The organism is Actinospineispora acaciae DSM 45401, assembly GCF_000620785.1.
GTDB lineage: Bacteria > Actinomycetota > Actinomycetes > Mycobacteriales > Pseudonocardiaceae > Pseudonocardia > Pseudonocardia acaciae.
Map to the genome: position 1 here is coordinate 120,461 of NZ_JIAI01000011.1, position 22,837 is coordinate 143,297.

The window sequence follows — 22,837 nt, forward strand, 5'->3', positions numbered from 1 at the left end:
GGGCCGTCGTTCAGTCCCAGGCGCCGGCGGCGGCCGCCGCGTGGACGAAGGATTTGAACGAACGTGGTTCGCGGCCGAGAATTCGGGCGGCGTCGTCGAATGGTGTCGCGTAGAAGCCGTTTCGGACGCCGTCGGCCGCTTCCAGGGACCATTCCACGGCCTCGGGAGGGACGCCGGCGGCCAGGGCGTCGGCGGCCCATTGCGTCGGCTCTACCTCGACGACCTCGATGTCGCGGCCGGTGACCGAGGCGATCGTTGCCGCCGCCTCGGCGTAGGAGAGTGCGCGGGGGCCGGAGAGCTCGTAGGTCTTTCCGAGGTGGCCGTCGGTGGTCAGGGCGGTCGCGGCCACCTCGGCGACGTCGGCCACGTCGATGAAGTCGATCTTGGCGGCGCCGGTGGACACCTGGCGGATGACGCCGGAGCGGACGGAGTCGCGCAGGTTGCCCTCGCTGAAGTTCTGGTCGAAGACGCTGGGGCGCAGGATCGTCCAGTCAGCGTCGGAGTCGCGTACCGCCCGTTCCAGGGTGAGCATGCGCTTGCTGCCGGCGGTGGCGCTGCGGCCGGACAGCAGCACCACGCGGCGCACGCCGGCGTCCACGGCCGCCGAGACGAACGCGGTCGCCTGGGCGGCGGCCAGGTCGGGCACCGTCGGCGTGGCCAGGTACGCCGCGCCGACTCCCCGCAACACCACAGGCCAGGTATGAGGGTCGTCCCAGTCGAACGGGATCGCCGACGTCCGCGAGACCCCGCGCACCGGTACCCCGCGCCGTTCCAGTTCCGCGGCGACGCGGCCACCCGTCTTGCCGGTGACCCCAACCACGAGCACGGGTTGTCCAGTCACCTCACGAGACTAGGCGGGCGGGCCGGGCACGAGCGTGGCGGTGTCGTCGTGCTGTTCGCCGAGGCGGTCGACCCAGCGGATCGGGATCCGGTCGCCGGGGTGGTGGCGGCCGACGAGGGCGACGAGGTCGGTCGCCGAGCGGACGTCCCTGCCGTCCACCGAGACGATCACGTCGCCACGGGCCAGCCCGAGCTCGGCGGCGGGCGAGCCGGACGCGACGCCGGCCACCGTCGCGCCGGAGCCGGTGGCGCGCTCGTCCAGGTCGCGGCGGTACGGCGAGGAGCGGTCGACGGCGGACACGACGGTGACGCCGAGCATGCCGGTGGGGCCGACGTGGACGGTGTCGGATGCGGTGCCCGCGCTGATCTGGCGCGCGATGGCGGCGGCGGCGTTGATCGGGATCGCGTAGCCGGTGCCGCCCGGCGTCTGATAGCGGAAGTTGACGCTGGCGGCGGTGGTCACGCCCACGACCTGGCCGTTTGAGTTGATCAGTGGCCCGCCCGACTCGCCGGCCTCGACCTTGGCGGCGACCTCGATCAGGCCGGAGAGCCGCTCGGAGCTCCCGCTCAGCTCGTCGGTGGTGGTGATCGACCGGTTCAGCGCCGACACCGTGCCGGACGCGACGGTCGGTTGGCCGCTGCCGCCCGCGTTGCCGATCGCGGCGATCTGGTCGCCGATGGCCACCGAGTCGGAGTCGCCGAGCGTCGCCGGGCGCAGGTCGGGCGCGCCCTGGATGCGGAGCACGGCGATGTCGTGGGTGCGGTCGTAGCCGACCACGGTGGCCGGATAGCTCCCGCCGGTGGCGAGCGAGCGCACCTGGATCTGGGTCGCGCCGTTGATGACGTGGTTGTTGGTCAGGACATCGCCGGAGGAGTTGAGCACGATCCCGGTGCCCGCGCCCTCCGCCCCCTGGAAGCCCAGCCGGGTGTTGACGTTCACCAGGCTCCGCACGACCTCGCGGGAGACGTCCTCCAGCCGTGGCCCGCGCAGCGGCTGGCCGGCGCCCGGAGTGAGCAGGCCCGTCGACTCCCCGGCGGCGCTCGCCGCCGACCCGGCGAGCGACTGGATCGCGGCGATGCCCCGGCTCAGGCCACCGGTTGCCACGAAGGCGAGCGCGAACAGCACCACGAGCGCCAGCAACCAGCCGGACGACCGGCGCCGGCGCGGTGGCCGGGGAGGTTCGCTCGGATATCCGAATGGCGGACCGACGTGGGTCACCGGCCTCATCCTCCCTCACCCGATGCTCCCACGAGTACCGCGCGCGGATCTGAGATGCGCCTGAGACCTTCCCCGGATACGACTGTGAGTCTTCGCGCGAGCACAAATCTTCAAGCCGGCCGCCGCGCCACCGGAAAGACTCACGACATGATCTGCCGAATCTGGAGTGGCCGAGCCGGCTCTCACAACGCCGCCGATGCGTACGAACAGGTCTTCCGCGACGAGATGCTGTCCGAGCTGGGCGGTCTCCCCGGTTTCCGAGGCGGCTACCTGCTCCGCCGCGACACCGACCACCGCACCGAGTTCGTCACGCTGACCCTGTTCGACTCGCTCGACGACGTACGCGGGTTCGCCGGCCCCGACCACGAGCGCGCGAACGTCTCCACCGCCGGCCGCGCCGCGCTCGACGACATCGACGAAACCGCCCGTCACTACACCGTCGTTACGGCTCCTCACATCTGAACATCTGAGCTACCACTGGACGGTCTTGCTGGCCTGGTAGAGCTCGAAGCCGGGCTCGGTGTACCTAGATTAGACGAGACGTTGCGTCTAGAGTACAGCGTTCAGCGGGCGCGGGACCGGCGGTAGTGGCGCCTGGCCTTCATTCGGTTTCCGCAGGTGGCCATCGAGCACCAGCGGGCCCGGTTGGCGTTGCTGAGGTCGAGCAGGAACAGTCGGCACTCGTCGTTGCCGCACGGGCGTAGTCGTCCGGGCAGGTGCTCCTGGATGTGCGCCCAGGCGAGCACCAGCCGTGCCGCGAGCCGGGAGTCCGGGGGCGCGGACTGCTGCCAGGTCACGCCGTTCTCGTCCAGCTCGGGTACGCGGCTGACGCCGTCCAGCGCCTGCGCGAGCGACGCGGGTTCGGCGGCGCCGCGCACCACGTCCTGTAGTCGATCCCGGGTCAGGCGCAGCAGCTCGGCCTCTGGTGCGGACCCGCTGCCGCCGTGCGCGCGTGACCACTCGCGCAGCTCGCCGTCGTCGGCGAACCGGTCCCGTTCCACCCCGTCGAACACCGGGCGGCTGTTGAGCAGCTCCAACAGCAGCTCCTCGTCGGGTCCGGGCGCCTGCACGTCCTAACCATATCAAGGAGCTTGACAGGTTAACTACCGGCGTGCTTCGCTGTCGCCCGGTACTAACCAGACGAGCTGATTTGAAGGGTTAGAGACATGGTCGACGTCCATCACCGCACCGCGAAGATCGGCGAGCATTCGGTGTTCTACCGGGAGGCCGGGCCGGTCGGCGCGCCCGTCGTGCTGCTCCTGCACGGCTTTCCGACCAGCTCACACATGTTCCGCGAGCTGATCCCGAGGCTGGCGGACCGGTACCACGTGATCGCCCCGGACCACCTGGGGTTCGGCTACAGCGACGCGCCGCCGGTCGGTGAGTTCGACTACAGCTTCGACGCGCTGGCCGACGTCACCGAGGGCCTGCTGGAGCGGCTCGGGGTCGAGCGGTTCGCGATCTACGTGCAGGACTACGGCGCGCCCATCGGCTGGCGGCTGGCGCTGCGGCGGCCGGGCGCGATCACCGCGATCGTGACCCAGAACGGCAACGGCTACGCCGAAGGGCTGGTCGAGGAGTTCTGGGCGCCGCTGCGCGCGAACTGGGCCGCGCCAGGGCCGGCCACCGAGGAGCCGCTGCGCGCGGCCCTGACCCTGGACGCGATCCGGTGGCAGCACGTGCACGGCGTCCCCGACCCCAGCCTGGTCAGCCCGGACACCTGGACGCACGACCACGGGCGGGTCTCCCGCGAGGGCAACGACAGGGTCCAGCTCGCGCTGTTCCACGACTACGGCGGCAACCTGGAGCTGTACCCGAAGCTGCACGAGTACTTCCGGGCGTCGGGGGTGCCGCTGCTCGCGGTGTGGGGCGCCAACGACGAGATCTTCGCCGCGGCGGGTGCCACCGCGTTCGCCCGCGACCTGCCCGACGCCGAGGTGCACCTGATCGACGGCGGCCACTTCCTGCTGGAGAGCCACCTGGACACCGTGGCCGGCTACCTGCGCGGGTTCCTCGGCCGGGTGCTCGAGGTCAGCGCGGCGGTGCGCTGACGCGGTCGGCGCCGCGCAGGTGGCGGCTCACGTCGCCGATGAGGTCGGCGTGGATCCGCCGCCGCGCGAACCGCCACCGCCCGTCGTGGCGTTCGAAGCGGTCGTGGTACGTCCCGCTCACGATGGGCTGCAGGGGCAGCTCGGGCAGCGCCTGCAGCACGGTGAAGTACGAGCGCGCGACCGCCGTGCCGGCCGCGTCGTCGACATCGATGGCGAAGTTGGTCGTGAGGTGCCTGGTGCGGGGCGTGCCGTCGGCATGCACGATCAGGGAGTCGCGGAGCATTCGCTCGATGGCGTCCGGGCCGCTGGCCGATGTGGCGTCGCTGGTCACGGTGGCGTCCGCGAGCAGGGCGCCGACGGCCGCGAAGTCGCCGTCGTCCACCAGCGCCGCGTAGGTTGCGATCAGGTTCTCGATGGCTCGGTGTGCGGGGGCGGGGGTGGGCATGATCATGGCCTCCAAGCGTGGGGCGACGAATCGGAGCTTGCCTCCGTTTGACTATACGGAGGGATCCTCCGAATTGGTACCGGAAGGCGGCAGGGCGATGCGGGCGGACGCGCGGCGCAACTACGGCCGGTTGGTCGAATGCGCCAAGGCGGCCTTCCTCGAACGGGGCACCGGAGCCTCGTTGGAGGACATCGCCCGGCACGCCGGCGTCGGCATCGGCACCCTCTACCGCCACTTCCCATCCCGGGTCGCGCTCATCGACGCGGTCTTCCGGGAGGAGGCGAACACGCTGCTCGGGTTGGCCGACGGGCTCGTCGACGCGCCAGAACCGGTCGACGCGCTGCTGACCTGGTTGCGGGCCGTCATCGCCTACCACCGCGCGTACCACGGCCTGGCCGCCGTGCTCATGGCGTCCGGGTCGGACTCCGGCGCGCTGACCTCGTCCATCGGCCCGATACGGCGGGCCGGCGGCGCGCTGCTGGGGCGTGCGCAGCGGGCCGGGGCGATCCGCGCGGACGCCGACATCATGGACGTGCTGCGGCTGGCCAACGGCATCGGCCTGGCCGCCGAGAAGGCCCCGGACGACCCTGACCTCGCCGACCGCCTGTTGCGGCTGGCCATGGACGGGCTGCGGGTGCGTTCCTGAGCGTCAGCGCAGCGAGGCGTTGATCCGGCCGGCCAGGGCGACGACCTCGCGGGACAGCATGGCGTCGTCGTGCTCGTGCTCGGCGGGGACGATCAGGCCGATGCTCGCCTCGGCGCGGCCGTTGACGAACACGGGGGCCTCCACGCCGGTGAAGTTGGGCACCAGTTCGCCGGTGGTCACCACGTAGCCCCGGGCGCGGCCGGCGGTGACCTCGGGCCGCTCGCCAGGGACGGGTTCGCGCCCGGAGAGGATGGCCAGGCCGGAGGCGGCGACCCGCAGCGGGTGGCGGGTGCCCGGGCGGACGCCGAGGCGGAAGGTGGCGTTGCGCGGCTCGATGGAGGCCACCGCGACCGCCTCGTCCTGGTCGGCCACGTGCAGCACGACGGTCAGGCCGAGGCGTTCGGCGGCCTCGGACATCAGCGGCGTGGCCACCTGCAGCAGGTCACCGGCGACCTGGCGGGCCAGCGTGAGCAGCGCGGTGCCCAGCGCGTAGCGGCCGTCCCGGTCCCGGCTGACGTACGACCTGTTGACCAGGGTGGCCAGCAGCCGGGCCGCGATCGAGCGGTGGATGCCGAGCGCCTCGGCCACGTCCGTGGTGGTCATGCCGGTGCCGGCCTCGGCCAGCGCCTCCAGCACCCGCAGGCCGCGGTCGAGGGTCTGCGCGATCTCCCCGGGCTTCGTGTTGGTGCCCGCCGCCATGCTCACCTGTGCCGCCTTCGCTCGCCTGCCGATCGGTCACCGATTATCGCGCGCGACGCGCCACCATGCGGTCGCGGGGATGTGTGCGTGGTCCAGCCGTTCGCCGCGATCCTCCGGTCGTCGCTCAGGTGGGGAACCTGCTGGCGCATGCCGTGGACGAACAGGGCGACGGGCTTGCGTTCGCCTGGCGAGTTCAGCACGAACCGGGTCACGGCGCCGGCGATGACACCGGGATCGGTGGACAACGCCTGGGCGTACGACTCGGCGTCGCCGGCGGCTGTCCAGATGACCTCGGTGGCGCGGATCTCGCGGGGGCGGACGGTGTGCACGGCGTAGACGTGCATCGATACGCACTTGATCATGGGTGGGGCGTGGACCTGTTCGGCGCCGAGCGGGTTGGGGTTGCAGGGCATACGTATGGACGTGGAACGGCGCATAGGTCGGGAGATCAACCCAGGCGGTGAGACGGAGGTCACGTAGGCTGAGGTGGGAGTGCCTCGGGCGCCGTTGGCGCGATCGGGGCATGGCCGAGCGGTTGGAGTTGACGTGTCCGACGGTGCTCCGGAGTCGTTCGGCGAGACGCTGCGCCGCCTGCGGGAAGAAGCCGAGCTGTCTCAGCCGCGACTCGCCGAGAAGGTGCCGATCTCGCAGGCCAGCCTGAGCCGTTACGAGAACGGGAAGCAAATACCGGCCCGATCGGTGGCGGCAGGGCTCGATGAGCTGTTGGGGGCCGACGGGCACCTGTTGGCGGCCTTCGACGCCACACCGAGGGTGCGCCTGCCGGAGGGTCCTGACGGTGGGCGGCTCGGCTATGTCGCGTCGCGACCTGGTGCTGTCGACCGCACCTGTCTCGACACGCTCGCCGGGACGCTCGCGCACTGGCGGCGCCTCGACGACAGCCTTGGCGCGGAAGCCGTCCTGCCGTCCGTCATGACCACTTTGGCGCTGGTGGAGCACATAGTGCGTGACGCGCGCGGCGGGATTCGGCCGGCGGTGCTCGATGTCGGGGCGCAGTGGCTCCAGTTCGCGGGTTGGCTGAGTACCACCACGAAACGGCACGACAAGGCCCGCGCCGTCCAGGACCGGATGCTCGAATGGGCGATGGAGCTGGGCAGCCCCGACCTGGTGGCCTCCGCGCTCAGCACCAAGGGCCACCATGCGTGGACGCTCGGCGCCTACGGGCCGATGGTCGGCCTCTCCGAGGCAGCGCGCCGCGATCGACGAGCGTCCCCCGCGATCCTCGCGACCGCGGCGCAACAGCAGGCCCGAGGGCACAGCCTGCTCGGCCAGGCGGACGCCGCCGAGCGGCTGCTCGACCGGGCCGACGACCTGGCGGTCGCCGCCGCTCAGCGGCCAGACCTGTTGCCGCCGTGGCTGTACTTCCACAGCACGGACCTGCTCGTGCTGCAGCGCGGGCTGGCCTACAAGTATCTTGCGGAGAACGGCGTCCCAGGCTATCGGCGGAAGGCGGTCGAGACCCTCAACGCCGGCCTCAACGGGCTTGACCGGCGAACCAGGGCGTCGGAGTGGATCTCCTGGTACGTCCGCCAGCGCGACGAGACGGCACACGTGGCGAACTAGGTGAGCTGGTTCCAGATCTCGCGGTCGCGTTCGGCGGTCCAGATGGCCGGGGGTTCGCCGGCCAGTTCTTCCCAGACGCGCTGGGTGTCGAACACCACCGCGTGCTCGAACACGGGCATGCCGCCGTAGCCGGGCAGCAGCGCCTCGCGGGCCGCCCGGTAGGCCTCGCGGACGGTGCCGCCGGCGCGCCGGACCTTGTCCACGGACGTAACGAGCAGGTCCAGGAACTCCCTGGTCAGCTCGACGGCGCGGGCGCTGTCCGGTGCGGTGCGGGCGATCTCGCCCCGGCCGCCGACCAGGATCTCGGCGTTCAGGGACTTGATGTTGTCCAGGGTGGTGGTGCGCCAGTCCTGGTGGTAGGCGTCGCCGGTGTAGACGGCGGAGCCGTTCTCCACCAGGTCGCCGGCGAACAGGATCCGGGGGCGGGGCAGCCAGGCGTAGATGTCGCCGGAGGTGTGGCCGCGCCCGGCCCAGGCCAGTTCGAGCGTGCCCCGGTCGCCGCCGAGCTCGATGCTCATGCTGTCGGCGAAGGTGATCGTCGGCCAGGTCAGGCCGGGCACGGTGTCGTGGCCGGTGAACAGGCGGGGCATCCGGCCGAACTCGGAGTCCCAGTCCTGCTGGCCGCGCTCGGCGATCAGGCGCTTGGTCTCGGCGTGGGTGATGATCGCCTCGGCGCCGAACGCGCTGGCGCCGAGCACCCGCACGGCGTGGTAGTGCGAGAGCACCAGGTAGCGCACCGGCTTGTCGGTGTGCTCGCGCAGCCGGTCCAGCCAGCGGCGGGCCATCACCGGCGTGGCGCGCGCCTCGAAGCAGATCAGGAAGTCCTCGGCCTCGATGGCGCCCACGTTCGGGTCGCCGCCGGTGACCAGGGCGTACACCCCGTCGGCGAGGACCTCCAGGTCCTCCGGCTTCTCCTCGGTGTCGGCGCTGGACGCGAACGGTTTGGTCATTGCGAAGTTCTCCTCGTCGAGGGTCAGCGGATGCGGAGGCGGTCGAGCGCGGCGTCGTCCCAGCGGATGCCGTGGCCGGGGCGGTCCGGCGGGGCGGCGGTGCCGTCGGTGATCGTCAACGTCTCGGCGAGCACGTCGTCGATCAGCGGGAAGTGCTCGATGTACGGGCAGTTGGGGACCGAGGCGGCGAGGTGGACGTGCAGCTCGGGCAGGAAGTGCGGGGCGAGCACGGCGCCGAAGACCTCGGCCGCCGCGCTGATCCGGGTCCATTCGGTGACCCCGCCGCACAACGGGACGTCGGGCTGGAGCACCGACGCGGCGCCGGCGCGCAGGTAGGCGGCGAACTCGAACCGCCCGTGCAGGTGCTCGCCCACCGCGATCGGGACGCCGGCGCGCTCGGCGAGCTGGCGGTGGCCGTCCACGTCGTCGGAGACCAGCGGCTCCTCCATCCAGTACACGCCCAGGTCGGCCAGCCGCGGTCCGAGCCACAGCGCGGTGGGGAGGTCGAGCCGCTCGTTGCAGTCGACCATGATCCGTACGCCGTCGCCGACCGCGCGGCGGACTTCGGTGACCCGCTCGACGTCCTCCTCCGGCGGGCGCGCCCCGACTCGGAGCTTCACCGCGCGGTAGCCCTCGGCCAGGTAGTCGAGCTGGCCGGCGACCAGCTCGTCGGTGCTCATCTGGTGCGTGGAGCGGCCGCTGCCGTAGACCGGGACGCGGTCGCGGTGCGCACCTAGATGGCGGTACAGGGGTTGGTTGGCGCGGCGGGCTCGCAGGTCGTGCACGGCGATGTCCACGGCGGACAGCACCGGCACCGCGACGCCTCGGCCCAGGCGGTGGGTGCGCTGCCAGACGGTGGTGAAGGTGCGCGGCCATTCGTCGAGCTCGGAGCCGGTGACCAGGTCGCGGACCAGGCCGTCGCAGAGCGCGTGCAGGGCCTCGGCGCCGCCGGTCAGGGCGTAGGTGAAGCCGGTGCCGGTCGCGCCGTCGTCGGTGGTCACCGTGACCCGGACCAGGTCGACCTCGGTGGCGCCGGAGCCGCCCCGGCCGGCGCCCAGCGGGATGCGCGCCCAGAGCGTGTCGAGTTGGGAGATCTTCGTCATGTCCTTCTTTCAGGCGGGGGTGGTGAGCTGGGTGAGCAGGGGGGCGAGCGCGCGCGACACGGCGGCGTCCAGGGCGGGCTGGTCGGGTACGGGGGCGCGCGCCGCGAGGTAGCAGTCCGGGCGGAGCACGAACAGGCGGTCGGTGTCGCCGGCGTAGGCGTCGGCGAGCGTCGTCCCGGTGTCCCGGAGGACTGTCACGCCGGGGATGTCGTCGCCGAACTCGGGGCCGGCCAAGAGGTAGCGGTGGACGGGGGCCGGCGTCGCGGCCAGCCGGCGGGCGAGCGCGTGGCCGTCAGCGCCGCGCGCCGGGACCGCGAGCAGCCCGAGCCGTCCGCCGACGGCCTTGCGCAGCGTGGTCGGCACCGTCTCGCCGGGCAGTAGACACCGCCCGTCCGGGGCCGGCCTGCCGAGATCGTCGGGCTCATCGTCGAAAACGCAGGTGAGCGGCGAGGCGGTGTACGGGTAGGGCTCGTACAGCTTTCCGCTGTCGATGGCCGACGCGGCGGCCGGGTCGTCGTCGGAGGAGACGGCGCGCAGCACGGCGTCGCGGTGGGCGATGCCCTCCTCGGTGGCCGGGGTCATGAACCGCATGGTGTTGCCGGTGACCTCCAGGTGGTGGTCGGCGGCGGGTTCGCGCTCGGCGGCGTAGCTGTCCAGCAGCGCGGGGCCGGCGCGGCCGGTGAGTACGAACGCGAGCTTCCAGGCGAGGTTCTCCGCGTCCTCCAGTCCGCTGTTCATCCCGCGCGCGCCGAACGGCGAGACCACGTGCGCGGCGTCGCCGGCCAGCAGCACCCGCCCGTCCCGGAACCGTCCCGCGCGCCGCTGCTGGAACGTGTACGTGTTCGCCCGCAGCACGGTGAACGGCCGGTCACCGATCACCGCGCGCACCCGCTCCGCCATCCGGTCCGGGTCCAGGTCGACGATCTCGCCCGGGTCGACCTGCCAGTCGATGCGCCACTTGCCGGCGCCCATGCAGTGCAGCAGCACGATGCCGCTGGGGTAGAACGGCGGGCGGAACCACAGCCGGCGCTCCACCGCGAACGGCAGGTCCACCTCGAAGTCCGCGACCAGGAACCGGCCCTCGGTCTGCCAGCCCTCGTACGGAATGCCCAGCTCGGTCCGCACGGTGCTGCCGATGCCGTCCGCGCCGACCAGGTAGTCGGCCGTGTGCGCCTCGCCGTCCGTGCTCACGCTCACCGAGGTGGCGTCCTGGCGCACTCCGAGCACCGTCCGCCCGTGCCGGAACTCGACCATCCCGGTGGCCTCGGCGGCCGCGTGGAGCAGCTCCTCGGTGCGGAACTGCGGGAAGTTCACGAACGCCGGGTAGAGCTCCTCGCCCCGGACCGGCCACCGGAGCCGAAGGATCTCCCGGTCGCCGTGGTACGTGCGCCCCAGCGACCAGCTCGCGCCGTCGCGCAGCATCTCCTCGACGATGCCCAACCTGTCGAACAGCGCCAGGTTGTGGCGTTGCACGGTGATCGCCCGGGACTGTCCGCAGCTCGGGGTGGTCCGGCGCTCCAGTATTCGGGAGCGGACCCCGTGATGGGCGAGCAGCAGCGCGGTGGTCAGCCCGACCGGCCCGCCGCCGGCGATGAGCACCGGGACCTCGGTGCCGCCTCCGGAACCCGACATGTGTGCCTCCGTCTCACGGACTCATCATTGTCCGAATATCGGTGACGAAGTTCTTTTATTGGTCACATCGTGCCGCGCTCGCGGCGGATGTCAACCCCTTGTGGGGTCGGTCGGGGGTGTGGCGGTGTGCTGAAACGCGCGACTCGGTGTGCTGGGAGGCCCGACTCGCGGGCGGGCTTGGGGCGGGTTGGGGTGCGGGCGTTGACACTCCGGGCCTGTGGGCGGACGATACCGGTATACGGGTTTGGTGACCGATTATCGGTGGGTGGTCATGGTTTTTTATCGGCGGGTTGGTGAGGTTCCGGGGAAGCGGCATACACAGTTCCGGGACGCGGATGGCCGGCTTTATCACGAGGAGATGCAGGGGGAGGAGGGGTTCAGCTGGAACCAGTCGTTCCTCTACCACCGGCATCCGCCGACCATGATCACGGCGGCGGAGACGGTGCCTGACGGCGGCGGCGAGCTGCGGGGGAACGATCCGTTGCTGCCTCGGCATCTGCGTACGCACGAGCTGAAGCTGGGCGGGGACGTGGTGACCGGGCGGAAGCTGCTGTTGGGCAACGCGGACGTGTCGATCTCCTATGTGGCGGCGGACGCGGACAGCCCGATCTACCGCAACGGCGTGGGCGACGAGCTGTACTACGTCGAGGCGGGCGAGGCGGTGCTGGAGTCCGTGCACGGCGCACTGGCGGTGGGCGAGGGCGACTACGTGGTGGTGCCGGCGGCGACCACGCACCGGTGGGCGCTGCGGGGGCCGGAGCTGCGGGTGCTGGTGGTGGTCGCGGAGGGCGCGGGACATGTGCGGCCGCCGGGGCGGTTCCTGTCGCCGTTGGGGCAGTTCCTGGATGGCTCGCCGTACAACGAGCGCGATATTCGCGGGCCGGAGCGGTTGCTGGCCGTCGAGGACCGGGAGACGGAGGTGCTGGTCCGGCACCGGGGCGGCCTGGTGCGGTACGTCTACGCGCACCATCCGTTCGACGTGGTGGGGTGGGACGGCTACAACTATCCGTACGCGCTGTCCATCCGCGACTACCAGCCGTCCACCGGCAGCCTGCACCTGCCGCCGCCGACGTACATCACGTTCGAGGGGCCGGGGTTCGTGGTGTGCTCGTTCGTCCCGAGGCTGTTCGACTACCACCCGGACGCGGTGCCGGTGCCGTACAACCACTCGAACGTCGACTCCGACGAGGTGCTGTTCTACTGCGGCGGCGACTTCATGAGCCGCGCCGGCACCGGGATCGGCATGGGGTCGATCTCGCTGCACCCGGCCGGGTTCATCCACGGGCCGCAGCCGGGCAGCGCGGAGAAGGCGATCGGCGCGCGCAGGACCGAGGAGTACGCGGTCATGATCGATACGTTCCAGCCGCTGCGGTTGGGTGAGGCCGTCGCGGACGCCGAGGACCCGGACTACGCCTGGAGCTGGGCGCGGGCGGAACGGGGTGCGGGCTGATGCCCGGGTCGCTCGGGGACGAGCTGGCGGAGAAGGCGCGCAGCGTGCGCCGGCCGCGCGAGGCGGTGGAGGGCATCAACAACGCGTTCGCCGAGATCGCGGACTCCGGCGCGGTGCCTGGCCTCCAGGTCGGCGACATCGCGCCCGGGTTCACGCTGCCGGATGCGGCCGGGCGCGAGGTGGAGCTGGCCGCGCGGCTGGCCGACGGCCCGGTGGTGCTCAGCTTCTACCGGGGCTCCTGGTGCCCGTACTGCAACCTGGAGCTGCGCGCGTACCAGCGGGCGCTGCCGGAGCTGCGCCGGCTGGGCGCGCGGTTGATCGCGATCAGCCCGCAGGCCCCGGATGACGCTCTGACCGTCATACAAAAATACGAGCTGGAGTACGACGTGCTCAGCGACCTGTCGCAACGGGTGATCGCCGCGTACAAGATCCGGTTCGAGATGCCGGACGCGGCCAGGCCGCACCTGCTCGACGCCACCGTCGCGGCGCTGGCCAAGCAGCAGCCCGACGGCCGTTGGAGCCTGCCGGTGCCGGCCACGTTCGTGCTCGACACCGACGGCGTGGTCCGCGCGCGGCACGTGTCGATGAACTACCGCACCAGGATGGAGCCGGCGGACGCGCTGCGTGCCGTCGAGGAGATCGTCAATGGCTGAGCGCGAGCTGCTGGCCGTCCCGATGCGGTCGGGCGCGGCGGCCACCGAGGTGTACTCCGGGGTGGCGCGGATGGCCGGCGTGCTGTGGTGCACCCGGGTGCGGGCTCACGGCGACCGGCTGGCCGACACGGCGGTGGTCGTGGTCCACCCGTCGTCGAACTTCCTCGGGCACTACGCGCTGCACGCCTGGGCCGCGCGCGGCGTGGACGCGATCGGCATGACCACCCGCTACATCGGCAGCGACTCGGTGTTGCTGCTGGAGAACTGCGTGCTGGACATCGGGTTCGTGGTCGGTCACCTGCGCGCGGCCGGTTACGAGCGCGTGGTGCTGGTCGGGAACTCCGGGGGCGGCGGGCTGGTCGCGCTCTACCAGGAGCAGGCGCGGACGCCGACCATCACCGGCGCTCCCGGCGGCGGCGGGCCGGACCTGACCGCGGCTGAGCTGCCGCCGGTGGACGCGCTGGTCATGCTGATGGCGCACCCCGGCCGGGCGAACCTGCTGGTCGAATGGCTCGACCCGGCGGTGCGCGACGAGCACGACCCGTTCGACCGCGACCCCGAGCTGGACATGTTCGCGCCGGAGAACGGCCCTCCGTACGACGCCGAGTGGCTGCGGAGGTACCGGTCCGCGCAGCGTGACCGCAACGAGCGGATCACCGACGCCGTGATCGCCCGGCTGGCCGATCTGGAGAAACAGACCGACGGTCGGTCTAACGACCTGCCGCTGCTCGTCCACGCAACCTGCGCCGACCCGCGCGCGCTGGACCTCTCGATCGACGCCTCCGACCGCGCCGCCGGCACGCTGTGGGGCGAGCCCTACGCGGCCAACCTGCAGCCGACCACGCTCGGCCACCTCACCAGCCTGCGGTCCTGGCTGTCCCAGTGGTCGATCCGAACCTCGCACGGCGACGGCCCCGCGCGGTTGCGCGGCGTCGACGTCCCGGTGCACGTCATCTACGGCACCGCCGACCAGGCCTGCTTCCCGTCGCATGCGCGCCAGCTCCACGACGCCGTGCCGCACGACCGCAAGCGCCTCACCCCGGTGGAAGGCGGGAAGCACTACCTGAACGGCCAGCCCGAGCTGACCGAGGTGATGGCCGACGCGTTGGTCGGCTGGGTGCGCGAGGTGCTGTGATGACGGTCATGACCGGCGGCGAGGCGCTGGCGCGCCAGCTCGTCGCGGAGGGTGTCACGGACGTCTTCGGGGTGCCCGGCGTGCAGCTGGACGCGGCCATCGACGGCATCGCGGGCCTGGGCGGCGAGCCGCGCTACATCGTCACTCGGCACGAGCAGGCCGCCGCGTACATGGCCGATGGCTACGCGCGGGCCACCGGGCGCATCGGGGTGTGCATGGTGGTCCCCGGCCCCGGGGTGCTGAACACCCTGGCCGCGCTGTCCACCGCGTACGCCTGCTCGTCGCCGGTGCTGCTGATCGCCGGGCAGATCCCGTCGCCCGCGCAGGGCCGCAACCTGGGCCTGCTGCACGAGATCCCGGACCAGGCCGGCATGCTTGCCTCGCTGACCAAGCGCACGCTGACGGCTCGTAGTCCGGAGCAGATCCCGGGCCTGGTCCGGGAGGCGGTTCGGGAGCTGCGCACCGGTCGCCCCCGGCCGGTCGCGCTGCAGGTGCCGCCGGACGTGCTGGCCGCCACCGCCGACATGTCGCCGCGCCCGTCGAGCCCGCCGGACGATCACGCCCCGCTCGCGCCGGACCCGGACACCGTGCGCGCCGCCGCCGAGCTGCTCCGCGCGGCCCGCCGTCCGGCCGTCTACGCCGGCTGGGGCGTGCAGGCCGCCGACGCCACCGCCGAGCTGCGCGCGCTCGCCGAGTTGCTCACCGCCCCGGTCGTGACCAGCCTGACCGGCCCCGGCGCCATCCCGGGTGACCATCCGCTCGCGTTCGCGCAACTCGCCGGCCGCACGATCCTGCGCGACGCCGACCTCGTGCTCGCCGTCGGCTCCCGGTTCCTCGACGGCCGGGGCCGCCCCGAGGCGGACATCCCGCTGATCTTGCTCAACGCCGACGCCGCCGACCTCGGTCCGCCGCGCACGCCCTCGGTGGCGGTGCACGCCGACGCCCGCCTCGGCCTGGCCGCCCTGACCCGCGAGCTCGCCGGCGCGGCGCCCGAGGGCTGGCCGGAGCACGAGCTGGCGGCCGCGCGGCGCCGGTACGAACACGAGCTGTCCTGGTGCGCGCCGCAGCTGGAGTGGCTGGCGGCGCTGCGCGAGGCGATCCCCCCGGACGGCGTGCTGGTCAGCGAGCTGACGCAGGTGGGCTACGTCTCCGCGCTGGCCTACCCGGTGCTGGCGCCGAGGACGTACCTCACGCCCGGCTACCAGGGCACCCTCGGCTACGGCTTCGCCACCGCGCTCGGCGCCAAGGTCGGGCGACCCGACCGGGCGGTGGTGTCCATCACCGGCGACGGCGGCTTCGGCTGGACGATGCAGGAGCTGGCCACCGCCCGCCAGCACGGCATCGGGCTGGTCACCGTGGTGTTCGACAACGGCGGGTTCGGCAACGTCAAGCTGATCCAGGCCGAGCAGTACGGCGGGCGGCACGTCGGCGTGGACCTGACCAACCCGGACTTCCCGGCGCTGGCGGCGGCGTTCGGCGTCACCGGCCGCCGCGCGGACACCCCCGACGGGCTGCGCGCGGCGGTCGCCGACGCGCTGGCCGCCGGCGAGCCCGCGCTCATCCACGTCCCGATCGGCCCGATGCCCAGCCCGTGGCACCTGATCCACGAGTGGTGGCCCGTTCAACCGGCCAGGTAGGGTGGGGTGTGTCGGTCCGCCCCGTTCTGCCTCGGACCGCGTCTCGAAGTCGACCACCACGTGTCGCGGCCGCACGGTCCGCGCCGGGCAGGACGACCCTTCCACGTTCGGAGAATTGATGGCGGACCGCCGCCGACCACTTGCAACCACCCAGAGCTTTGCCGACCTCGGCCTGCCGGCCCCGCTCATCGAGGCGCTCGCCGCACGCGGTGTTGCGACGCCGTTCCCCATCCAGGCCGCGACCTTGCCGCACTCGCTCGCCGGGCGCGACGTCCTCGGCCGGGGCCGCACCGGGTCGGGCAAGACCTACGCGTTCGTCCTGCCGGTGCTGGCCCGCCTCGCCGCCAGCCGCCGGTCGCGCCGGCCGGGCCGCCCCCGGGCGCTGATCCTGGCCCCCACCCGGGAGCTGGCCACCCAGATCCATGCGGCCGCCGCGCCACTGGCCGCCGCGCTGTCGCTGCGGACCACCACCGTGTTCGGCGGGGTGCGCCCCGGCCCGCAGGTGTCCGCGCTGGCGGCGGGCGTCGACCTGCTGGTGGCCTGCCCCGGCCGGCTGTCCGACCACCTGACCAGCGGACACGTCCACCTGGACGCCGTGGAGGTCACCGTGCTCGACGAGGCCGACCACATGGCCGACCTCGGCTTCCTGCCGGTGGTGCGGCGGCTGCTGGCGAAGACCCCTGGCGCCGGGCAGCGGCTGTTGTTCTCCGCGACGCTCGACGGCGGCGTCGACGTGCTGGCGCGGCGGTTCCTCACCGATCCGGTCACCCACGCCGTCGACGAGGCGGCCTCACCGGTGCCCGCGATGACCCACCATGTGCTGCACATCCGCTCCGGTGACCGGCTGGGGGTCGTCGCGGACCTGGCGGCGGCGCCGGGGCGGACCCTCGTTTTCACCCGCACCAAGCGCGGCGCCACCAGGCTGGCGCGCCAGCTCGTCGCGTCCGGCGTGCCCGCGGTGGAGCTGCACGGCAACCTGGCCCAGAACGCCCGCACCAGGAACCTGCGCGCGTTCTCCGAGGGCACGGCGACCACGCTGGTGGCCACCGACATCGCCGCGCGCGGCATCCACGTCGACGATGTCGCGCTGGTCATCCACGCCGACCCGCCGGTCGAGCACAAGGCGTACGTGCACCGCTCGGGGCGTACCGCGCGGGCCGGGGCCGAGGGCACGGTGGTCACCTTGATGACGGACGAGCAGGTGAGCGACGTGCGAGCGCTGATCCGCCGCGCGGGCGTCGCCTCGACGACCACCGAGGTCGGGCCGGGACACGCCCTGCTCGCGCGGCTCGCGCCCGGCCAGCGCTCGTTCGTGGCCCCGCCGGCCGCCCCTGCCACTCCCGCCGCCGCGCCGGCCGGCGCGCCGAGGGCCGGTCGTCGGCGGCGGTCGGGGAAGGCCCGTTCGGCATCGCAGCCGGCGCCCACCTCGGCGCGTTCCGGCCCGCGATCCAGCGCGGCCGAGCTGTCCGCCCGCACCCGGATCGGATCCCGCCGGGGCCGCCGGTAACCGTGGCGCAGGTCACAGTGGACGCCCAGGGGGAACCGGTGTGTTGCCATGGACGTTGTACTCGTCGGGTCGTTCGGTTTCGGTGTTTGTGCTCCGCACGCGCGCGGGAACAGTCTGGGTCTCGCGCGGCATCATGCGATCGCTGGCAGTGTCTCCAGGCTCGGCCGGGGCCTCACACGGCGTGAGCCCCATCGACCTGCGAGGAGCAGATCACATGACACAGGGAACCGTGAAGTGGTTCAACGGGGAGAAGGGCTTCGGCTTCATCTCCCAGGACGGCGGCGGCGCCGACGTCTTCGTGCACTATTCCGAGATCGACGGCAGCGGCTTCAAGAGCCTCGACGAGGGGCAGCGCGTGGAGTTCACCGTCGGCCAGGGCGCCAAGGGCCCGCAGGCCACCGGCGTGCGCGCCATCTGATCCACCGAGCGCCTGAGCCCGCCTTCCTTCCGGGGACGGCGGGCTCTTGTGCGCCGGGGGTCACCTGCCGCTGAACCTGCCTCGGCCGTACATCGGTGCTCCGGAGGGCTCGGCGGGTGCGGAGGCTTCCGGGGTCTTGGCGCCGTCGCGGCAGATGCACCCCCGGTCCAGGCCACGCTCGTGGCTGACCCGGCAGAACCGCTGCGCCGTCGCGTCGTGTGACGACACGTCGTGTCCGCATGCCTCGCAGGCACCCTCGGACCCGGACGGATCGTCATGGGATGTGGTCGTCATATCACCGACCTGACTTCGCCGGGCGTGGCCGGCGAGAACGTAGAGCTCCTGGCGCGGCATTTCGACGAAACGCCCCGCGACCGGGACGCCCCGAGCGTACATGGACCCCCCCGGTCATCCGTGCCCTTGTTGATCAGCGGGTTCGCCGGTCGTCAGCGCCGGACCGGAACGGGACGCGGTGGCGTCGGGGCGGGAACGCGCCGCGCCGCGAGCAGGCTGGCCAGCGTGGTGAGCGCCAGCACGCCGACGATGACCCCCAGGGACACGGCCGTGCCGACCTCGGGGACCGGCACCGGGCGGCCGCCGTTCAGGAACGGCAGCTCGTTCTCGTGCAGGGCGTCCAGCACCAGCTTGACGCCGATGAAGGCGAGGATCACGGCCAGCCCGTAGGACAGGTACACCAGCCGGCGCAGCAGCCCGCCGAGCAGGAAGTACAGCTGGCGCAGGCCCATCAGGGCGAACGCGTTGGCGGTGAAGACCAGGTACGGCTCCTTGGTCAAGCCGAAGATCGCGGGGATGGAGTCCAGCGCGAACAGCAGGTCGGTGGTGCCGATGGCGGCCATCACGACCAGCAGCGGGGTGACCCAGCGCCTGCCGTCGATCTTCACGGTGGTGCGCGCGCCGTGGTACTCGCCGGTGACCGGCAGCAGCTTGCGCAGCAGCCGCAGCGCCGCGTTCTCGCGGTACTCCTGATCGGGGTCGTCGTCGTTGCGCAGCAGCCGGTACGCCGTCACCAGCAGCACGGCGGCGAACAGGTAGAACACCCAGCTGAAGTGCGCGATCGCGGCCGCGCCGACGGCGATGAACGCACCCCGCATGAACAGCGCTATCACGATGCCGACCAGTAGCACCCGATGCTGGTGCTCGGCGGGCACCCTGAACGCGGTCATAATGATCATGAAGATGAACAGGTTGTCCACCGACAGGGAGTACTCGGTGAGGTAGCCGGCGAAGAACTCGCCCGCCGGTCCACCGCCGGCGAACACCCAGACGCCGACGCCGAACGCGATCGCCAGCCCCAGGTAGAACAGCACCCACCGGGTCGCCTGACCGAGGGTCACCGCGTGCGGTTTGTGATCCACCACGAACAGGTCGACCACGATCACCGCGCCCAACGCCGCGATCGTGGCCAGCCACAGCCAGGCCGATGTCACGTCGGCCCCCCGTCCTCGGACAGCCCCGCCGTCCCGATCGTGTACTCGCCGGGAACGACGCGGACGTGAATGCCCGGTGCGGGAGCTCCAGACGCCCCCGACCGTACGCCGCGGTCGTCGAGGCCGGTGGTCACGCCGCGTCGTGGACGCCGGGCAGGAACCTGGGCCGGTTCTGCTCGGCGGTCTCCTCCCGCCGTCGCCGCTGGGCTTCCTGACGGCGTTCGGCTTCCCGCTCGACGTGTTCGGCGGCCGGGCCGATCAGCGCTTCGGCCTCGGCGAGGTCGTCGCGGACGGCCGCGAGATGTTCCGGAGCGGCCCGCCGAAGCCCGGCGAGCTGGTAGGCGATGAGATCGAGGAGTTGGTGCGGGGTCATGGCATGGTCGGACATCGACGAAGTGCTCTCTGTAGGTTTCGCGGCGCCCGGCATCCGGGAGGACGAGAAAGCCGTCTAGGCATGGTCCGAGGCGCGGCGAGGAACGGGGGTGGATCCACCCCTGCAACCTCCAGGGTACCGGTGCCGCCGCCGGGTGGCCGACGGCGGCGTGGAAAGGCCGAGGCCATGGCCTTGTGGGGACCACGGATGCGGCGTATACAGGGGAGTACGGAACCTCGATGGGCCAAGGCCGATTCGGTGGAGAAGGCTCGTCCTCCCTGTTGAAGCTCCCAGCATGAGTTCACTGGGTACCCACGCCCGCGCGTAACCGCGAGAAGGTTCGCCCATCGTGGGCCTGCGTCGACACACGTGATGTGTTCACGCTGAGGTCATTTGGCACGGTGTGCATGGCGCACGCCTGGTAACCCGACACTCATACTCGCGGACGGCCACCGACAACGGCGGGGGCCGTCCGCTTCCTTGTCATGTCCGTCGGAGCGGGGCGGAACGGGTGTACTGTCGGCGCTACCAGGGGCATCTCGCGTGCCGGCGGTCGAGCCGGCTCCGTCTCGGGGTTACGCCCACTGCGGTTGTCTTGCAACCGAGGACGGGAGCGCCGGCCATGATGTCGGCACCGCGTGTTGTCACGATTCTTGCGCCGGACAGGCCGCCCCGTCCGCTCCGGCTGATGCTCAAGCCGGACACCAGCCCGACCGTCGCGTCGACCGGCCAGGTCGACGGTGCGTGGTGGCCACGTTCGCGGAACCTGACCGCCGAGATCCCGGTGCTGGCGAAGGCGTTGGCGGCCTGGTTGGGGCGGGTGGAACGGGTGAGCTACAACCTGGCCGTCTGGGGGGACACGGTCCGCCGGATCCGGGTGGACGGGGCTCCGGTGCGGCTGGCCGGTTACCGACTGCAGGACGCCGACACCGTGGACGTGCTCGGCCACACGCATCGGATCACGCTGCTGGTGGTGCCGCCGGAGGCGACCGAGGTGGCCGGGCAGCGGGCGATGGCGCTGGCCGCGGACCCGGACAACACCGACGGCCCGGCCGAGTTGCTCATCGCATCGGGCGTCCGCGAGCGCGGCTGACCCAAGAGTTCACCGGTTCCCGCCGGGACTTTTCAGGATGTTCATCACGATCGCACCCTGGGCACACCCCCGCCGGTACGCTCGCGGGCGTAGGGGCCATATCGGACGAGGCCTCGGCGAGCGGCTCGTCAGCCGTCGCGCCACCGCCCTCGACCTTGGCGGTACACCACCCGGCGTTACCGACCGAGGAGCCTCATGCCCCCTGTTTCCGCCACGACCACGACGGCCGAACGCACGCCGATGCTCGCCGGGCGCCGAGGGATCGGCGAGTCCATTCTGGTCAAGCTGTTCGTCGTCCTCCCGCTGCTCGCCCTGGTCGTCGCGGTGCCGTTCGCCTGGGGCTGGGGGCTCGGCTGGCTCGACGTCGGGCTTACGGTGTTCTTCTACTACGCCACCGGGCTGGGCGTCACGGTGGGGTTCCACCGCTACTTCACCCATCGCGCGTTCACCGCCAACCGGGGCCTGCGGGTGGGCCTGGCGATCGCCGGCAGCATGTCCTTCCAGGGGCCGGTGATCACCTGGGTGGCCGACCACCGGCGCCACCACGCCTATGCCGACAAGGAGGGCGACCCGCACTCGCCGTGGTTGTACGGCACGTCGGTGGCCGCGGTGGCGAAGGGGTTCGCGCACGCGCACGTGGGCTGGCTGTTCGAGCGCGACCAGACCAACGCCGCCCGGTTCGCGCCCGACCTGCTCGCCGATGACGACCTGCGCCGCGTCGACCGGCTGTTCATGCTCTGGTCGACGGTCAGCCTGCTCGCCCCGGCGGTGATCGGCGGGCTCGTGACCTGGTCGTGGTGGGGCGCGCTGACGGCGCTGTTCTGGGCCGGGTTCGTGCGGATCGGCCTGTTGCACCACGTCACGTGGTCGATCAACTCGATCTGCCACATGATCGGCGAGCGACCGTTCGCGGCCAGGGACCGCTCGACCAACTTCTGGCCGCTGGCGGTGGCGTCGATGGGCGAGTCATGGCACAACCTGCACCACGCCGACCCGACGTGCGCCCGCCACGGTGTGCTGCCCGGGCAGATCGACATGTCCGCCCGGCTGATCTGGATCTTCGAGAAGCTGGGCTGGGCGAGCCGCGTTCGGTGGCCCACCCCGCGCCGGCTGGACCAGCTGTCCCGCCGGTGACTATCGCACCGGCACGCGCGCCAGAGCGCCGTACGCGTCCACCGTCTCGACGTTGCCCACCTCGACGGGGTCGGGACGCCACCGGGTGATGGACACCAGGCCCGGGTCGACGAGCTCCAGCCCCTCGAAGAACCGGGCCAGCCGCTCCGGGCTGCGCTGGTAGTACGGGAAGCCCATCTCGGCCTGTTTCGCGGCGGCCTGGCGGGCGGCCTCGCTGGTGTCGGTGCCGTCCCAGAGCAGCAGGTAGCTGCCGGGCGGCACGGCGCCCACCACCCGCGCGACGATGGAGCGCACCTCGTCGAAGCTCTCGGTGTGGCCGAGCACGCCCATGAACATCACCGCGATCGGCTTGGTGAAGTTGAGCACGTTGCGCGCGTCGGCGACGATCGCGTCCGCGTCGCGGTAGTCGGCCTCGACGTAGGTGGTGACGCCCTCGGGGGTGGTGTTGGTCAGCAGCGCGCGGGCGTGTGCCAGGACCATCGGGTCGTTGTCCACGTAGACGACGCGCGACTCCGGCGCCACGGACTGCGCCACCTCGTGGGTGTTCTGCATGGTGGGCAGCCCGGTGCCGATGTCGAGGAACTGGCGGATGCCGGCCTCGGCGGCGAGGTGGCGCACGGTGCGGATGAGGAACTGGCGCGACTGCTTGGCGATCGTGATGAAGTCCGGGCAGAGCGCGGCGGTGGCGTCACCGACCTCGCGGTCGATCGGGTAGTTGTCGCTGCCACCCATCCAGTAGTTCCACACCCGCGCGGGCTGCGGTACGTCGAACCTGATCCGGGACGGTTGGTCGACCACGCGGGCCTCTCGTTGACGACTGGTG

At 72.1% G+C, this 22,837-nt stretch carries 25 protein-coding genes; 12 read left to right on the top strand and 13 right to left on the bottom strand.

The window, feature by feature from the left end; translation table 11 throughout:
* Positions 1–10: 10 nt before the first annotated feature.
* Both N912_RS0135840 and N912_RS56740 read right to left on the bottom strand, forming a co-directional pair.
* Positions 11–841 carry an NmrA family NAD(P)-binding protein gene (locus N912_RS0135840; protein ID WP_028926219.1) on the bottom strand — a complete coding sequence of 277 codons (831 nt, stop codon included), beginning with the start codon at positions 839–841 and terminating at the stop codon, positions 11–13.
* Between the two features lie 9 nt (positions 842–850).
* Positions 851–2,059, bottom strand: a complete 1,209-nt coding sequence (locus tag N912_RS56740; protein WP_169748015.1) for a S1C family serine protease — start codon at positions 2,057–2,059, stop codon at positions 851–853.
* Positions 2,060–2,206: 147 nt separating this feature from the next.
* Between N912_RS56740 and N912_RS0135850 the strand changes: the two genes are divergently transcribed.
* Positions 2,207–2,521, top strand: a complete 315-nt coding sequence (locus N912_RS0135850) for an antibiotic biosynthesis monooxygenase family protein (protein WP_028926220.1) — start codon at positions 2,207–2,209, stop codon at positions 2,519–2,521.
* Between the two features lie 101 nt (positions 2,522–2,622).
* Here the strand turns inward: N912_RS0135850 and N912_RS0135855 are convergent, their stop codons facing one another.
* Entirely contained in the window at positions 2,623–3,129 is a 507-nt protein-coding gene (locus N912_RS0135855; protein WP_028926221.1) for a CGNR zinc finger domain-containing protein, read from the bottom strand.
* Positions 3,130–3,225: 96 nt separating this feature from the next.
* Here N912_RS0135855 and N912_RS0135860 point away from each other — a divergent pair, with 96 nt between their 5' ends.
* The gene (locus N912_RS0135860) at positions 3,226–4,110 is read left to right on the top strand and encodes an alpha/beta fold hydrolase (RefSeq protein WP_028926222.1); all 885 of its coding nucleotides are present in this window, start codon (positions 3,226–3,228) and stop codon (positions 4,108–4,110) included.
* Here N912_RS0135860 and N912_RS0135865 read toward each other — a convergent pair.
* Positions 4,091–4,561, bottom strand: a complete 471-nt coding sequence (locus tag N912_RS0135865) for a nuclear transport factor 2 family protein (protein WP_028926223.1) — start codon at positions 4,559–4,561, stop codon at positions 4,091–4,093. The two genes, N912_RS0135860 and N912_RS0135865, sit on opposite strands and share 20 nt — an antisense overlap.
* A gap of 91 nt (positions 4,562–4,652) precedes the next feature.
* Here N912_RS0135865 and N912_RS0135870 point away from each other — a divergent pair, with 91 nt between their 5' ends.
* Positions 4,653–5,201, top strand: a complete 549-nt coding sequence (locus N912_RS0135870) for a TetR/AcrR family transcriptional regulator (protein WP_028926224.1) — start codon at positions 4,653–4,655, stop codon at positions 5,199–5,201.
* A gap of 3 nt (positions 5,202–5,204) precedes the next feature.
* On the opposite strand, the gene N912_RS56745 is transcribed toward N912_RS0135870, so the two are convergent.
* Together N912_RS56745 and N912_RS0135880 are read right to left on the bottom strand one after the other, a co-directional pair.
* Positions 5,205–5,900 (bottom strand): IclR family transcriptional regulator, encoded by a 696-nt coding sequence (locus tag N912_RS56745; RefSeq protein ID WP_037068359.1) that lies wholly within the window; start codon positions 5,898–5,900, stop codon positions 5,205–5,207.
* Positions 5,901–5,902: 2 nt separating this feature from the next.
* A complete protein-coding gene (locus N912_RS0135880; protein WP_156994249.1) occupies positions 5,903–6,262 on the bottom strand; it encodes a hypothetical protein in 360 nt (119 codons plus the stop codon).
* A 184-nt stretch (positions 6,263–6,446) separates the two neighbouring features.
* Between N912_RS0135880 and N912_RS61025 the strand changes: the two genes are divergently transcribed.
* Positions 6,447–7,481, top strand: a complete 1,035-nt coding sequence (locus N912_RS61025; RefSeq protein WP_051581275.1) for a helix-turn-helix transcriptional regulator — start codon at positions 6,447–6,449, stop codon at positions 7,479–7,481.
* Here N912_RS61025 and N912_RS0135890 read toward each other — a convergent pair.
* The 3 genes from N912_RS0135890 to N912_RS56755 are packed head-to-tail and all read right to left on the bottom strand — an operon-like array spanning position 7,478 to position 11,166.
* Positions 7,478–8,431 (bottom strand): MBL fold metallo-hydrolase, encoded by a 954-nt coding sequence (locus N912_RS0135890; protein WP_028926226.1) that lies wholly within the window; start codon positions 8,429–8,431, stop codon positions 7,478–7,480. The genes N912_RS61025 and N912_RS0135890 overlap by 4 nt on opposite strands.
* Before the next feature lie 23 nt (positions 8,432–8,454).
* Positions 8,455–9,534, bottom strand: a complete 1,080-nt coding sequence (locus N912_RS0135895; RefSeq protein WP_051581276.1) for a mandelate racemase/muconate lactonizing enzyme family protein — start codon at positions 9,532–9,534, stop codon at positions 8,455–8,457.
* Between the two features lie 9 nt (positions 9,535–9,543).
* Entirely contained in the window at positions 9,544–11,166 is a 1,623-nt protein-coding gene (locus tag N912_RS56755; RefSeq protein WP_037068363.1) for an FAD-dependent monooxygenase, read from the bottom strand.
* Between the two features lie 271 nt (positions 11,167–11,437).
* On the opposite strand from N912_RS56755, the gene N912_RS0135905 reads away from it, so the two are divergent.
* The 6 genes from N912_RS0135905 to N912_RS0135930 all read left to right on the top strand — a co-directional run bounded on the left by N912_RS0135905 (position 11,438) and on the right by N912_RS0135930 (position 17,966).
* On the top strand, positions 11,438–12,616 hold the full coding sequence (locus tag N912_RS0135905; RefSeq protein ID WP_028926228.1) for a homogentisate 1,2-dioxygenase: 1,179 nt from the start codon (positions 11,438–11,440) through the stop codon (positions 12,614–12,616).
* Positions 12,616–13,269, top strand: a complete 654-nt coding sequence (locus tag N912_RS0135910; protein ID WP_037068365.1) for a peroxiredoxin-like family protein — start codon at positions 12,616–12,618, stop codon at positions 13,267–13,269. The genes N912_RS0135905 and N912_RS0135910 overlap by 1 nt, the downstream gene beginning before the upstream one ends.
* Positions 13,262–14,404, top strand: a complete 1,143-nt coding sequence (locus tag N912_RS0135915; protein ID WP_028926230.1) for an alpha/beta hydrolase — start codon at positions 13,262–13,264, stop codon at positions 14,402–14,404. Before N912_RS0135910 ends, N912_RS0135915 begins: the two co-directional genes overlap by 8 nt.
* The gene (locus tag N912_RS56760) at positions 14,404–16,041 is read left to right on the top strand and encodes a thiamine pyrophosphate-dependent enzyme (protein WP_037068368.1); all 1,638 of its coding nucleotides are present in this window, start codon (positions 14,404–14,406) and stop codon (positions 16,039–16,041) included. Before N912_RS0135915 ends, N912_RS56760 begins: the two co-directional genes overlap by 1 nt.
* A 118-nt stretch (positions 16,042–16,159) precedes the next feature.
* Complete coding sequence (locus N912_RS0135925) at positions 16,160–17,548, top strand: DEAD/DEAH box helicase (RefSeq protein WP_028926231.1); 1,389 nt, start codon at positions 16,160–16,162, stop codon at positions 17,546–17,548.
* Positions 17,549–17,762: 214 nt separating this feature from the next.
* On the top strand, positions 17,763–17,966 hold the full coding sequence (locus tag N912_RS0135930; protein ID WP_028926232.1) for a cold-shock protein: 204 nt from the start codon (positions 17,763–17,765) through the stop codon (positions 17,964–17,966).
* Positions 17,967–18,026: 60 nt separating this feature from the next.
* Here N912_RS0135930 and N912_RS64020 read toward each other — a convergent pair whose 3' ends face one another.
* The 3 genes from N912_RS64020 to N912_RS0135945 all read right to left on the bottom strand — a co-directional run bounded on the left by N912_RS64020 (position 18,027) and on the right by N912_RS0135945 (position 19,802).
* A complete protein-coding gene (locus tag N912_RS64020) occupies positions 18,027–18,362 on the bottom strand; it encodes an RGCVC family protein (RefSeq protein WP_037068371.1) in 336 nt (111 codons plus the stop codon).
* 50 nt (positions 18,363–18,412) lie between these two features.
* Positions 18,413–19,414, bottom strand: a complete 1,002-nt coding sequence (locus N912_RS56770; protein WP_051581277.1) for a TerC/Alx family metal homeostasis membrane protein — start codon at positions 19,412–19,414, stop codon at positions 18,413–18,415.
* Between the two features lie 130 nt (positions 19,415–19,544).
* Positions 19,545–19,802 (bottom strand): hypothetical protein, encoded by a 258-nt coding sequence (locus tag N912_RS0135945; RefSeq protein ID WP_028926233.1) that lies wholly within the window; start codon positions 19,800–19,802, stop codon positions 19,545–19,547.
* 673 nt (positions 19,803–20,475) lie between these two features.
* On the opposite strand from N912_RS0135945, the gene N912_RS0135950 reads away from it, so the two are divergent.
* Positions 20,476–20,880: a DUF5994 family protein gene (locus tag N912_RS0135950; protein WP_156994251.1), complete on the top strand. Its 405-nt coding sequence runs from the start codon at positions 20,476–20,478 to the stop codon at positions 20,878–20,880.
* Positions 20,881–21,075: 195 nt separating this feature from the next.
* Positions 21,076–22,014 carry an acyl-CoA desaturase gene (locus N912_RS0135955; protein WP_028926235.1) on the top strand — a complete coding sequence of 313 codons (939 nt, stop codon included), beginning with the start codon at positions 21,076–21,078 and terminating at the stop codon, positions 22,012–22,014.
* On the opposite strand, the gene N912_RS0135960 is transcribed toward N912_RS0135955, so the two are convergent.
* Complete coding sequence (locus N912_RS0135960) at positions 22,015–22,812, bottom strand: SAM-dependent methyltransferase (protein ID WP_028926236.1); 798 nt, start codon at positions 22,810–22,812, stop codon at positions 22,015–22,017. It abuts the gene before it with no gap.
* Between the last annotated feature and the right edge of the window lie 25 nt (positions 22,813–22,837).